Here is a 13,201-nt window from a genome sequence, read left to right as displayed (position 1 = left end):
TTTCCATGAAACTCGGTTTTGGCCTCTACCGCCACATGCTCACGCCGGAGAACTTCGCCTTCGCGAAGCAGGCCGGTGCCACGCACATCGTCGCGCATCTCGTCGACTATTTCCGCGGAGGCGCGCACGTCGGCCCCGACGACCAGCCCACCGGCACCGACTGGGGCTGGGGCCTCGCCGGCGATCCCGAGAAGCTCTGGACGCTGGAGGAACTCGTCGCGCTCCGCCGGCAGGTCGAGGCCGAGGGCCTCGTGCTGGAGGCGATCGAGAACTTCGATCCGGCGCACTGGGGCGACATCCTGATCGACGGCCCGCGCCGCGCGCAGCACATCGAGAATGTGAAGACGATCATCCGCCGCGTGGGCGAGGCGGGCATCCCGATCTTCGGCTACAATTTCTCCATCGCCGGCGTCGCCGGCCGCACCAAGGGCAAGTATGCCCGCGGCGGCGCGCCCGCCGTCGGCATGGAGGGTCCCTACGACCTACCGATGCCCAACGGTCTCGTCTGGAACATGGTGGTCGATCCCATCGCGCCGACGCGCGACACCGGCACGATCCCGTCCGCGACCCACGAGCAGCTGTGGGATCGTTTTAGGCGTTTCGCGGACGAGGTTTTCCCGGTCGCCGAAAAGGCCGGCGTGCGCATGGCGCTGCATCCCGACGATCCGCCGATGCCGTTCATCCGCGGCCAGCCGCGGCTGGTTTATCAGCCGTCGCTCTACCAAAAGGCGATCGATCTCAACCCCAGCCCGGCGAACGCGCTCGAGTTCTGCGTCGGTTCGCTCGCCGAGATGACCGAGGGCGACATCTACGAGGTGGTCGACCGCTACAGCCGGCAAAACCGGCTCGGCTACGTGCACCTGCGCAACGTCCGCGACAAGGTGCCGCACTACAAGGAGACCTTCATCGACGACGGCGAGGTCGACGTGCTCCGCGTGCTCGCGATTCTGCAGCGCAACGGTTTCGACGGGGTCGTCATCCCCGATCACGCCCCGCAGATGAGCTGCGCCGCGCCGTGGCACGCCGGCATGGCCTTTGCGATGGGTTACCTGAAAGCGGGCCTGCAGGCGCTGGAAAAGCGCGGGGCCTGACGCGGTCATGCGGCGCGGGCTGGCGGCGGCGGTGTTCCTGGGCGTGGCGCTCGCCGCGGCCGCCGCCACGTGGACGGCGGACAACGGCAACGGCACGTTCACGAACCCGCTGTTCTACGACGAGTTTTCCGATCCCGACCTGATCCGCGTCGGCGACGACTACTATCTCACCGGGACGACCATGCACGCGATGCCCGGCCTGCCGGTGCTGCACTCGCGCGATCTCGTGAACTGGCGCCTGCTCGGCTACGCCTGCGACCGGCTCGATCTCGGACCGGAGTATCGGCTCGAGGCCGGACGCGAGGCCTACGGCCAGGGCATCTGGGCGCCGTGCCTGCGCTATCACCGCGGCGTGTTCCATATTTTCGCCAACGTGAACCGCCACGGCACGCAGCACTTCACGGCGACGAATCCCGCCGGCCCCTGGACGCGCGTGCCGATGCGGCGGTCGCTGCACGATCTTTCCGTCCTCTTCGACGACGACGGCCGGGCCTACGCCGTGTGGGGTTACCAGGAAATCCAGTTCGCGCAGCTGAACGACGACCTGACCGACCTCGTGCCCGGCACGCAGCGGACGCTGATCGAAAAGTCCGCCGGCATGGGTGAGGGCCTGCATTTCTACAAGATCGACGGCCGCTACTTCATCACCAGCGCCTGGTGGGACGGCCGCATGCGCCTGGTGTGCGCGCGGGCCGACACGCTCGACGGTCCGTGGCAGGTGAACCGCGACATCTCGGTCGACGAGGACTTCGGTCTCCCCGAGGGCAACCGCCTGTGGAAGACCGTCGGGCCGCCGTTCGCACTCGCGCCCGGCAATCCCGCATCGCGCGGGCGGATGTCGCTGCACCAAGGTGGCATCGTGGCGACTCCCGCCGGCGAGTGGTGGGGCTTTGCCATGATGGACGCCAACTCGGTCGGCCGGCTCACCTGCCTTTCGCCGGTCACGTGGCGCGACGGCTGGCCGTATTTCGGGCTGCCAGGCAATCTCGGGCGCACGCCGCGCACGTGGCTCAAGCCCGACACCGGCCACGCCTCGCCGCCCGGCGCGCCCTACCAGCGCGACGACGATTTCGCGGGCCCGCGGCTGGCGAATGCCTGGCAGTGGAACCATGTGCCGGACGACGCGCACTGGTCGCTGACGGAGCGCCCGGGTCACCTGCGGTTGCACGCGCTTGCCGCCCCGGATTTCTGGCACGCGCGCAACACGCTCACGCAGCGTGCGGTCGGCCCGGAGTCGGTCGCGACCGCCGTGCTCGATGCGGGCGGGTTGCAAGCGGGCGACGTTGCGGGCCTCGCCTTGCTGAACCTGCCCTATGCCTGGCTGGGCGTGCGTCGCGAGGCCGATCGGTTCGTGCTCGAGCAATTCAACCAGTTCACCGGGCAGACGGCCCGCACGCCGCTGGCGGGCGCGCGCGTGTGGCTGCGGGTGAGCTGCGACTTCCGGCGGGAGGCGGCGACGTTCAGCTGGAGCGCCGACGGCGCGGAGTTTCATCCCCTCGGCGACGCGTTCACGACGGTGTTCCAGTTGAAAACCTTCCAGGGCGTGCGCTTTGCGCTGTTCGCGTTCAACGCCGCCGGCGCCGCGGGCGGCCGCGCGGATTTCGATTCGTTTGCCGTCGCCGAGCCGCAACCGCGCGGCCTGACGCGGCCGATTCCGGTCGGGCGCACGATCACGCTCGTGGCCCATGGCAGGGACGTCGCCCTCGGCGTGAAGGCCGGTGCGCTCGTGGTCGTGCCGGCGGCGGAGGCGGCGGCGTTTGCCGTGACCGACCTCGGTCGCGGCCGCGTCGCGCTCGTGACGCCGGACGGACGCCGGCTCACGGTCGCCGCCGGACGCGTGGCGCTCGCCGCCGCCGAGGGCGAGGCGGGAGCGTTCCAGTGGATCGAGACTTTACCGGGTGACCTCGTGCTGCTCTCGCTCGCCACACACCGCTACCTGCGGCTCGACGACGGCACGGGCGCGGTGACGGCCGATGCGCCCGGACCGGAACCGTCGCGGCGCGACGGAGTGTGTCTCGACTGGCGGTTTTCTTCCCCTAAACGATATCCCACCATGCTCTCGTTTCCCGAAGCGTTTTCCCTGCGCGGCGAAGTCGCGCTCATCACCGGCGGCGGCACCGGCATCGGCCTGGCGATGGCGCAAGCCATGCACGCGGCCGGTGCGCACGTCGTGCTGGTCGGCCGGCGCGAGGCCGAGCTGCAGGCGGCCGTCGCGGCGCTCGGCGCGCGCGCCAGCCACGCGGTGCACGACGTGACCGATTTCGCCGCCGCGGAATCGCTGGTCGCCCGGATCGAACGGGAGGTCGGGCCGGTGTCGATCCTCGTCAACAACGCCGGCATCCACCTGAAGAAACCGGCGGTGGAGACGACGACGGAGGAGTTCCAGAAGGTGCTCAACACGCACCTGCTCGGTGCGCACGCGCTGACCAAGGCGGCGGCGCCCGGCATGATGGCCCGGAAGCACGGCACGATCCTCTTCACCGGCTCGATGGCGTCGATCTTCGGCATCCCGCTGGTGATCGCCTACACGGCGGCGAAGACGGCGATGGTGGGCCTGGTGAAGGCCTACTCGACGGAGTTCGCGGGGCAGGGCGTGCGGGTGAACTGCATCGCGCCCGGCTGGATCGAGACGGAGATGTCGCGCAAGGCGCTCGACGGCGACCCGGCGCGCAAGGCGAAGATCTTCGGCCGGACGCCGATGGGCGGCATGGGCCAGCCCGAGGACATCGGCTGGGCCGCGGTCTATCTGGCGTCGCCGGCGGCGAAGTTCGTCACGGGCGTGACGCTGCCCGTCGACGGCGGCGCGAGCATCGGGTTCTGAGCCTCGCGGCGCCGGCTCACGGACCGGTCAGTAGTGACCGGGAACGTTTTTCAGTTTGATCGAACGGTAGTGCTCGAGCGGGTGTGCGGGCGCTTCGACGCCGGCGGGCAGCGGGCGCTGCGAGAATTGCTGGAAGTAGAGCAGGCAGGCGTCGCGCCAGTCGCGCGCGTCCTTCTCCTCGCGGGCGAGGCGTTGCTGCACGTGGGTGAAGCGCTCGTCGTCGATCCGCCCGCGCAGCGAGTCCCACGCGCGCTGCATGGTGCGGACTTCGTCGACGCCCTGCTGGTAACGGAGGCAGAGCTCGTCCCAGAGCGGGCGGCCGGACTTCATCCGGAAGTCCCAGGGCAGGCGATGGAACCAGAGCAGCAGTTCGTCGGGGCAGGTTTGCGGGTCACCCCAGCGCTGCTGCCATTCGGGCGCGTATTGGCCGAGGGCGTTGGTGCCGCGCGCGGTGCGATCGACACCGATGCCGGTGGCGTCGGCCCGGTGGTAGTAGACGGCGGTCCAGTCGGCGCGCGGGCGGTCGGCGACCCAAGGGCCGGGACCGTAGTGGTGGCCCTCGGCCATGATGTGATGCAGGCCGAGCGGCATGGAGAAGTTCACGATCGTCTCGCGCGAGCCGAGCAGGAGGCGTGAGATCGTGGCGACGACCTGGGTGTCGGAGCCGAAGGTGAGTCGCGTCCACTCGTCGGCGATCTGCTCGGAGGTGAGCGTGTGATCCCAGGCGAGGCGGCCAAAGGCATACCAGTTGGATTGGGCCAGGAGGTGCCCGGTCCAGTTGCGGTCGGTGCCGGTGTTGGCGACGCCGGCGATCACGGTCGGGTGCTGGAGCTTCACGCTGCCGTCGACGATGCGGGCGATGGTCGTGCCGGGGCCGTTGGCGAAGGTGTCGGCGTCGAGGGCCTCCTTCCACAGCGGGGCGAGGTAGGCGAGCTGGATCGAGTGGCCGAGGTATTCCTGCGTGATCTGCAACTCGAGCGCGAGACGCGTGCGGGGCATGTGGCCGAAGAGCGGCGAGAAGGGTTCGCGGGGGAAGAAGTCGAGCGGGCCGTTCTTGATCTGGATGACGGCGTTGTCGCGGAACTGCCCGTCGAGCGGCGCGAATTCGGTGACGGCTTGCTTGACGCGGTCGTCCTGGTTGGCGGCGGAGTAGACGAAGGCGCGCCAGACCAGCAGGCCGTTGTGCGGGGCCAGCGCATCGGCGAGGAGGTTGGCGCCGTCGGCGTGGGTGCGGCCGTAGTCCTGCGGGCCGGGCTGGCCCTCGGAGTTGGCCTTCACGACGAAGCCGCCGAAATCGGGAATGACCTGATAGATCTCGTCGATCTTGTCGCGCCACCAGGTGGCGACGGCCGGATCGAGCGGGTCGGCGGTTTTCAGGCCACCGATCTCGATCGGGGCGCTGAAGCGCGCGGTGAGGTAGACGCGGATGCCCCAGGGGCGGAACTCCGCGGCGAGCGCGGCCACCTTATCGAGGTAGGGGCGGGTGAGGATCTGGGCGTTGGCATTGACGTTGGTGAGGACGGTGCCGTTGAGGCCGACGGAGGCGAGGGCGCGCGCGTAGTCGCGGTAGCGGGGCGAACGGATTTCCGGGAGATAGAACCATTCCCAGAGCGAAAAGCCGGCGTAGCCGCGCTCGACGGTGCGATCGAGGTTGTCCCAGTGGTTGAGCAGGCGGCGTTCGATGCGCGGGGCGCTGAGGAGGTTCAGGTCGGCAAGTGGGCGCTGGAGTTGGAGGTGGCGCAGCAACGCGAACGCGCCGTGGAGCAGGCCGACGGGCCGGTTGGCGACGAGCAGCGTCCGGTGGCCGCCGCGGCCGTCGGCGATGCGGCGGAGCAGGTAGCCCTCCATGCCGGCGGCGCGCTGATCGGTCTCGGAGATGGCGGCGTAAAGGACGGGATCGTCGGGCGTGCCGAGCACGAGTGCGCCGTCGCGGCTGGCCTTCGTGACGACCGGGATGTCGCGTCCGAGCAGCCCGCGCAGGCCGGTGACGAGCTCGTCGCGGGCGGAGGCGACGACCGGCGGGGCCTTCTCCGGCACCACGATCTCGGTGATCGCGGCCGCGTAGGCGGCGCGGAGTTGCTCGTCGGCGATCGGATCGTAGCGCAGCCAGAGGCGGTAGCCGTCCTCGGCGTGGAGCACGGCCAACAGGAGGAAGGCCGAATTTAGAATGAAGAAACGGCGGAGGAGTCGCATGGGGGATCAGCGCGCGGGCACTGCGGACGGGGCGTAGACGCGGAAGTTCCCGCTGACCTCGAGCAGCGCGAGCATCGTGAGCAGGCCGTTGTAGTAGCGATAGCGGCCGGTGGGCATGGGGAGGTCCCAGAGCTTGCGGACCCACGGCTCGCCGACCGCGCGGTCGGCGGCCAGCGCGGCGGTGGCCGCCATCGCGAGGAGGCCAGGCGCATTGAAGCTGTCGGTCGTGAGCGGCGTGCCGTCGAGGCGGAAGAGATCGGGAACGTTGTCGCCGTGCGCGGCGAGGAAGCGGAGGACGCGGTTGGATTGCTCGACCTGCCACTTATCGGCGGCCCACCACGACCAGTCGAGCGCGGGATTCGAGAGCGTGCGCCAGGCGTCGTATTGGAAATGCTCGTGGCCGCCCCAGGGCGTGGCGCGCGGCGTGCCGTCGAAGTTGGCGTAGTCGGGCATCAGTCCGGTCCGCGGGTGCGCCGCGCGACGGAAGAGCTCGCGGCTGGTGCGCGTGACCTCGGCGAGGAAGGCGCGGTCGGCGGCGTCGGCGGCCCAGCGCGCCCAGAGTTCGGTGAACGCGGGCAGGTGGTAGGACGGATCGCTGAAGCCGTTGCCGGGCGGCGTGGGAACGAAGACGATCTGTTTTGCCGCGCGGTCGAACATGTCGCCGACCGGACCGCGGCCGGGCTCCTCGTGTTTGTGCAGCATGGCGCGAATGATGGCCTGCGCCTCGGCCGCGTAGTCGAAGATGCCGTCGCGGCTGCCCCAGCGGTGCGCGGCGAAAAAGAGGGCGGTGGCGAACCACGCTTCGCCGTCCGGCGCGGGGCCGTTGCTCAGGCGGCGGCCGTCGAACGCCGCGTGCCACGCGAAGTAGCCGCGGAACGGGCCGGAATCGTGGTGGAGGTAGTGGCGCGCGAATTTCCAAATCCGGTCGAACTCGGCGCGGCGGTCGAGCTGGACGGCGATCATCATGCCGTAGGAGAGGCCCTCGCTGCGGACGTCGTGGTTGTTGACGTCCGGCACGTAGGCCATCGCGCCGGGCACCTCGTAGTAAAGGCGCTCCGCGTCCGGGTCGCCGGCGAAGAGCGGGCGGACCGCGGCGTCGAGGCGCGCGGCGATCTCGGCGTCGGTCTTACCGAGGTATTCCTTGAACAGGTTGCGGTAGCGTCCGGTGGTCGCAGCGCCTGCGTCCGGTGCGGTGCCGCGGACCGGCGCGAGCGCGAGCAGCGAAGCGGTGCAAAGCAGACCGAGCAGCCGGCGCGGGGGCATGACGGGAGGGGAATCGGAGCCGGGGACGGCGCTCAGACAATGCCGGCCTGGCGCCGGCGCTCGGCGAGTTCGGACGCCATCTGGAGGGTGGTGGCCTTGTTGAGCTTGCAGAACGCGATCGAGATCGCGCCGCCGGCGAAGAGCAGGCCGACGATGAGGCTGGAGGAGATGAAGTAGCCGTGCACGGCGTTGGGCGCGGCCGGCAGCTTGGTGTCGTAGCCGAAGGCGCCGGCCATGATCCAGAGGAACGCGGCGGAGCCGAGGGCGAGGCCGGCCTTGAGGGAGAAGCCGATCGTGGCGAACACCATGCCGGTGAAGCGGCGGCCGGTCTGCCACTCGGAATAGTCGGCGGCGTCGGCATACATGGCCCATGCGACGGCGATGGTCGGCGCGTAGACGATGGAGCCGAGGACGGCGAGGGCGACCATGCCCCCGGTGTTGGTCGGCGCGAGCAGGTAGTAGGCGAACGAGTTCAGCGCGGCCAGGCTGAAGCCGGCGAAGATGACGGCCTTCTTGCCGAAGCGGGCCGAGAAACCGGCGGAGAGAATGATGAACACGATCGTCGTGGCGGTGCCGAGCATGTTGACGATGCTGTTGAACACATCGGCGACGTTCGACGTGGCGGCGGTCTCGCGCGTGCCGTGGACGACGTAGCCGAGGAAGTCGAGCAGGCCGCTGCCGCGCGCGAGTTCGGGCGTGGTCAGGCCGAGCTTCTGGACGAAGTCGAACATCGCGGCCTTGTCCGCGTAGTGGTGATAGAAATTGTAGTGCGCGCCGCCGCGGTAGGCGAGCATCGCGAAGTTGAAGACCGTGTAGGCGACGAGGGCGATCCACGGCCCGTTCTTCAGCAGGTCGGCGAAGTCCTGCCGCGGCGAGCTCTTCACCTCGCTGACGGGCTTGATGCGCTCCTTGGTGGTGAAGAACGTGACGAGGAAGAGCACGAGGCAGAGGAGGGCCCAGATCGTCATCGTGACCTGCCAGCCGTGCTGGCGGTCGTGCCCCTGGGCGAACTTGGCGACGAGGGGGAGGGTGAATCCGCCGACGATGAACTGGGCGATGTTGACCGAGACGAAGCGGTAGGAGTTGAGCTTGGTGCGCTCGTTGAGGTCGCCCGTCATCACGCCGCCGAGGGCGGAGTAGGGCATGTTGTTCATCGAGTAGAGCGTCATCAGCACCGTGTTGGTGATGCCGGCGTAGGCGATCATCATGCCGGTGCTCCAGCCGACCGGCGTCGTGTAGGCGAGGATCATGACCACGGCCCACGGCACGGAGGTCCAGAGCACCCACGGGCGGAACTTGCCCCAGCGGGTGTTGGTGCGGTCGGCGAGCACGCCCATGATGGGGTCGAACACCGCGTCCCAGAGCCGCGGCCAGAGCAGGATGGCGGCGGCGGCGCCGGCGGAGAGGCCGAAGACGTCGGTGTAGAAATTCAGCTGGAACAGCACCATCGTCATGAAGACGAAGTTGGCGGCGGCGTCGCCGGCGCTGTAGCCAGCTTTCTCGAGGAACGAGAGCTTCTGAACGGGGGCACTACTCATGGGGTGAGGCGGACAGCGGCGCAGGGGGGCGCCGGCAAGGGACATGAACGCAGGGGGCGGACGGGACGAGCATCAATTGCCGGCGCGGTGCCGCAACGGCCACTCTGGGCTAACAGTAGAGCGTGAGCGAAAAGCAAAACGCGCGCCGGAGCGCGCGTTGGAGAAACCAGGAGAGGGCCGCGTGCGGTCTCAGCCGTGGAGATACTGCATGAGGAGGTTTTCGAGATACTCCTGCTTGCCGGAGCGCGGCGTGGGTTCGCCGAGCTTGGTGAGGACGAGTTTCTCGAGCGACTGGAAGGTCGCCTTGCCCTTCTCGATGTCGCGGCCGTAGTCGCTGTCGAAGGACGAGTAGCGGTCGGCGACGAACTGCTCCAACTTGCCCTCGGCGAGGATGCGGCGCGCGAGCTTGAAGGCCAGGGCGTAGGCGTCCATGCCGCCGATGTGCGCGAGGAAGAGGTCCTCGGGATCGATCGAGGGGCGGCGGAGTTTGGCGTCGAAGTTGAAGCCGCCGGTGCCGAGGCCGCCGGCCTTGAGGATCGAGACCATGGCGAGCGTGAGTTCGCGGACGTCGGTGTTGAACTGGTCGGTGTCCCAGCCGAGCAGCTGGTCGCCGGCGTTGGCGTCGATCGAGCCGAGCATGCCCGCGGCGGCCGCGACCTCGATCTCGTGTTGGAACGAGTGGCCGGCGAGCGTGGCGTGGTTGGTCTCGATGTTGAACTTGAAGTGCTTTTCCAGGCCGTAGGTGCGGAGGAAGGCGATGCCCGAGGCGACGTCGAAGTCGTATTGGTGCTTCGTCGGCTCCTTCGGCTTCGGCTCGATGAGGAACTGGCCCTTGAAGCCGATGGCCTTCGCGTAATCGACCGCCATGTGCATGAAGCGCGCGAGGTGGTCCTGTTCGCGCTTCAGGTTCGTGTTGAGCAGCGTCTCGTAGCCTTCGCGGCCGCCCCAGAAAACGTAGTTCTCGCCACCGAGTTCCTTCGTGACCTCGAGCGCCTTCTTCACCTGCGCGGCGGCGTAGGCGAAGACGTGCGCGTCGGGATTCGTGGCGGCGCCGCACATGTAGCGCGGGTTCGAGAAGAGGTTAGCGGTGCCCCAGAGAAGCTTCACGCCGGTGGCCTTCTGGAGCTGCTTGGCGTGGGCGATGAGCTTGTCGAGATTGCGGTTCGACTCGGCCAGCGAGCGGCCCTCGGGCGCGATGTCGCGGTCGTGGAAGCACCAGTAGGGCGACTCGATCTTGGTGAAGAACTCGAACGCGGCGTCCATGCGGACCTTCGCCACGGAGAGCGGGTCCTTGCCGCTCTCCCACGGGCGCACGATCGTGCCGGGACCGAACGGATCCGAGCCCGTGCCACGGAACGCGTGCCAGTAGGCGATCGAGAAACGCAGATGCTCCTTGAGCGTCTTGCCGTCGATGCGCTCGGTGGGATCGTAGTGCTTGAACGCGAGCGCGGTGCCCGAGCGCGGGCCTTCATATGGGATGCGGCCGATGCCGCGGAAATGTTCAGGGGATTTCTTCATGGCGGAGAGGAGATGGGTAGCGGCGGACAATGACGTCGGCGAGCCTCCCGTGAGTCACGTCGTTGCACAATCGTGGACCGGAACTAACATTAGACTTGAGGAGCACTTGCGCGCCCGGTGTTCTCTGGCGAGACAGGAAGCCGCTGCACCCCGCACCCCCGAATGAACGAACGCCGCACCACGCTCGCTGACGTCGCGAAAGCCGCCGGCGTGCACGTCACGACCGTGTCGCTCGCCCTGCGCAACCACCCGCGCCTGCCGCCCGAGACGCGCGAGCGACTGCAGGATCTCGCGCGCAAGATGGGCTACACGCCCGATCCCTTGCTGCGCGCGCTCGTGGCCTACCGCGGCCGGACGATGGAGCGCCGCGCGCCCTCGACGCTGGCCTACGTCACGAATTGGGACTCCGCGGTCGGATGGAAGAAGGTGACCGCCCACCCAAATTTCTACGAAGGCGCGAAGGCGAAGGCCGAGGAACTCGGCTACAAGCTGGAGCATTTCTGGATGCGCGAGCCGGGCCTGACCCACGGCCGCCTCAGCGGCATCCTCGCTGCGCGCGGCATCAACGGGGTCATCATCGCCTCGCACCAGCGCGAGGCCGACGACTCGATCCACTTCGAGTGGCAGCGCTTCAGCGCGGTGAAGATCGACTATTTCCCGCACAAGCCCGAGCTGCACAACGTCACCAACGACCAGTGCAGCATCATCCGCCTGGCGATGCAGCGCGTCATCGCGGCGGGTTACCGGCGCATCGGCTTCGTCATGCACCGCGGCTGGAATTACAGCGTCGATCACCTCTGGTCGGCCGGCTTCCTCTGCGAGCAGGCCAACCTGCCGGTGCGCGACCGCATCCCGATGCTGCTGTTCCCCGACGCGGAGCCGATCGAGGATTGGATGAACGAGTCGAAGACCGACGTCATCGTGCCCGCCGACCGCTTCCAGGAATGGTATGAGCGCTACCAGCCCGAGGTCATCATCGCGAAGGCCTCGTTCGTCCTGCCGCGACTCCAGGAAATGAAGGTGCGCATCCCGCGCGACGTGGCCTTCGTGGACGTGTTCCTCGACAGCTTCGACGGCAAGTTCGCCGGTGTGCGCCAGAATTACGAGACGGTCGGCGCGCTCGCGGTCGAGATCCTGGCTGGCCAGCTGCACCACAACAAATTCGGCGTGCCGACGATCCCGACGACGACGTTCGTCGAGGGCACCTGGTTCGACGGCGCCTCGTGCCCGATCCCGGCGCGGCGCTGAAACTATTTCCCATGAGCATCTACCTCGGCATCGACAGCGGCACGCAGAGCACGAAGTGCGTGGCGCTCGACCTGACAACCGGACGCGTGATCGCGGAAGCCCGCGCGCCCCACACCCTGATCGCGGGTCTCCCGGCCGGTCACATGGAACAGCACCCGCAGGAATGGGCCGCCGCGCTCGAGCAGGTGATCGGCGCCGTCGCCGCGCAGATCGAAGCCCCGCGCGTGCGCGGCATCGGCATCTCCGGCCAGCAGCACGGCTTCGTGCCGCTCGACGAGCAGGGCGCAGTCATCCGCCCGGCCAAGCTCTGGTGTGACACGTCCACCGCCTCCGAGTGCGCGCTGCTCACGAAAAAGCTCGGCGGCGCGAAGGCGGTCATCCGCGAGACCGGTCTGCCTTTCCTGCCCGGCTACACCGCCGGGAAAATCCTGTGGCTGAAGCGCCGCGAGCCGGAGCATTTCAAGCGGCTCCGCCATGTGCTGCTGCCGCACGATTTCCTCAATTTCCATCTGACCGGGCAGTATTTCATGGAAGCGGGTGACGCTTCCGGCACGGCGCTGTTCGATGTCCGCCGCCGCCGCTGGTCGGCGAAGGTGTGTGCCGCGATCGACCGCCGGCTGCTCGGCTGCCTGCCGCCGATCTCCGACTCGCGCGCTGCGGCCGGCACGCTGAAACCGGAACTGGCGCGGCGCTGGGGCTTCGGCGCCGACGTCGTCGTCTCCGCCGGCGGCGGCGACAACATGATGGGCGCGATCGGCACGGGCAACGTCGCGCCCGGCGTCGTCACGGCGTCGTTCGGCACCAGCGGCACGATCTACGCGTTCAGCAAGCAGCCGGTGATCGACCCGCGGGGCGAGATCGCCGCGTTCTGCTCGTCGACCGGCGGCTGGCTGCCGCTGCTCTGCACGATGAACGTCACCCTCGTCACCGAGCAGATGCGCCAGCTCTTCGGCGCCGACCACGCGGCGATGGAGGCGGCGGTCGCCGCCACGCCGGCGGGGGCGGACGGGCTGTTGCTGCTCCCGTATTTCACCGGGGAGCGCACGCCGAACCTGCCGAACGCGCGCGGCGTGCTCCACGGCATCTCGCGCGACAACACCACGCCGGGCCACCTGATGCGCGCGGCGATGGAGGGCGTGACCATGGGCATGAATTACGGCCTCCAGCGCCTCGGCGAACTCGGCATCAAGCCGCGCGAGATCCGCCTCACCGGCGGCGGCGCGAAGTCCGCGGCGTGGCGCCAGATCATGGCCGACGTCTTCGGCGTGCCGGTCGTGAAGATGGTCGAGGACGAGGGCGCCGCGCTCGGCGGCGCCTTGCAGGCCGCCTGGTGCGATGCGGCGCGCCGCGGCGAGAAATCCGACCTGGCCGCGCTGTGCGCCCGCACCGTGGCGGTGGACGAGGGCAGCCGCTGCGTGCCCGAAAAGGCCCGCCGCGCGCTCTACCGCGCCGCGCAGGCCCGGCACGACGCATTGAGCGCCGCGCTGCGGCCGTTCTTCGCCTAGCGGCCCAGCCGTCCAGCCGCAGGC

8 protein-coding genes are annotated in these 13,201 nt (G+C 68.9%); 4 read left to right on the top strand and 4 right to left on the bottom strand.

All coding sequences use genetic code 11. The features are described 5' to 3' along the window. Positions 1-5 precede the first annotated feature (5 nt). Together ACMYLB_RS15550 and ACMYLB_RS15545 are read left to right on the top strand one after the other, a co-directional pair. Positions 6-1,091 (top strand): mannonate dehydratase, encoded by a 1,086-nt coding sequence (locus ACMYLB_RS15550; protein ID WP_415907881.1) that lies wholly within the window; start codon positions 6-8, stop codon positions 1,089-1,091. Positions 1,092-1,098: 7 nt separating this feature from the next. After that, positions 1,099-3,912 carry an SDR family oxidoreductase gene (locus tag ACMYLB_RS15545; protein ID WP_415907880.1) on the top strand — a complete coding sequence of 938 codons (2,814 nt, stop codon included), beginning with the start codon at positions 1,099-1,101 and terminating at the stop codon, positions 3,910-3,912. A 27-nt stretch (positions 3,913-3,939) separates the two neighbouring features. On the opposite strand, the gene ACMYLB_RS15540 is transcribed toward ACMYLB_RS15545, so the two are convergent. The 4 genes from ACMYLB_RS15540 to xylA all read right to left on the bottom strand — a co-directional run bounded on the left by ACMYLB_RS15540 (position 3,940) and on the right by xylA (position 10,424). Beyond that, complete coding sequence (locus ACMYLB_RS15540) at positions 3,940-6,105, bottom strand: alpha-glucuronidase family glycosyl hydrolase (RefSeq protein WP_415907879.1); 2,166 nt, start codon at positions 6,103-6,105, stop codon at positions 3,940-3,942. A 6-nt stretch (positions 6,106-6,111) separates the two neighbouring features. Further along, positions 6,112-7,368 (bottom strand): glycosyl hydrolase family 8, encoded by a 1,257-nt coding sequence (locus ACMYLB_RS15535; protein ID WP_415907878.1) that lies wholly within the window; start codon positions 7,366-7,368, stop codon positions 6,112-6,114. 32 nt (positions 7,369-7,400) lie between these two features. Next, on the bottom strand, positions 7,401-8,906 hold the full coding sequence (locus tag ACMYLB_RS15530) for an MFS transporter (RefSeq protein ID WP_415907877.1): 1,506 nt from the start codon (positions 8,904-8,906) through the stop codon (positions 7,401-7,403). A gap of 189 nt (positions 8,907-9,095) precedes the next feature. Further along, on the bottom strand, positions 9,096-10,424 hold the full coding sequence (xylA, locus tag ACMYLB_RS15525; protein WP_415907876.1) for a xylose isomerase: 1,329 nt from the start codon (positions 10,422-10,424) through the stop codon (positions 9,096-9,098). 162 nt (positions 10,425-10,586) lie between these two features. Here xylA and ACMYLB_RS15520 point away from each other — a divergent pair, with 162 nt between their 5' ends. Continuing rightward, on the top strand, positions 10,587-11,672 hold the full coding sequence (locus ACMYLB_RS15520) for a LacI family DNA-binding transcriptional regulator (RefSeq protein ID WP_415907875.1): 1,086 nt from the start codon (positions 10,587-10,589) through the stop codon (positions 11,670-11,672). A gap of 11 nt (positions 11,673-11,683) precedes the next feature. Continuing rightward, entirely contained in the window at positions 11,684-13,177 is a 1,494-nt protein-coding gene (gene xylB, locus ACMYLB_RS15515; protein WP_415907874.1) for a xylulokinase, read from the top strand. Positions 13,178-13,201 lie beyond the last annotated feature (24 nt).

Source organism: Oleiharenicola sp. Vm1 (genome assembly GCF_047777955.1).
Lineage (GTDB): Bacteria > Verrucomicrobiota > Verrucomicrobiia > Opitutales > Opitutaceae > Didemnitutus.
This window is presented reverse-complemented; position numbering and strand designations above follow the sequence as displayed.

Bases quoted from the DNA above. Each gene is read 5' to 3' on its own strand.
- ACMYLB_RS15550 (WP_415907881.1), top strand. From the start codon at position 6: ATGAAACTCGGTTTTGGCCTCTACCGCCACATGCTCACGCCGGAGAAC.
- ACMYLB_RS15545 (WP_415907880.1), top strand. From the start codon at position 1,099: ATGCGGCGCGGGCTGGCGGCGGCGGTGTTCCTGGGCGTGGCGCTCGCC.
- ACMYLB_RS15540 (WP_415907879.1), bottom strand. From the start codon at position 6,105: ATGCGACTCCTCCGCCGTTTCTTCATTCTAAATTCGGCCTTCCTCCTG.
- ACMYLB_RS15535 (WP_415907878.1), bottom strand. From the start codon at position 7,368: ATGCCCCCGCGCCGGCTGCTCGGTCTGCTTTGCACCGCTTCGCTGCTC.
- ACMYLB_RS15530 (WP_415907877.1), bottom strand. From the start codon at position 8,906: ATGAGTAGTGCCCCCGTTCAGAAGCTCTCGTTCCTCGAGAAAGCTGGC.
- xylA (WP_415907876.1), bottom strand. From the start codon at position 10,424: ATGAAGAAATCCCCTGAACATTTCCGCGGCATCGGCCGCATCCCATAT.
- ACMYLB_RS15520 (WP_415907875.1), top strand. From the start codon at position 10,587: ATGAACGAACGCCGCACCACGCTCGCTGACGTCGCGAAAGCCGCCGGC.
- xylB (WP_415907874.1), top strand. From the start codon at position 11,684: ATGAGCATCTACCTCGGCATCGACAGCGGCACGCAGAGCACGAAGTGC.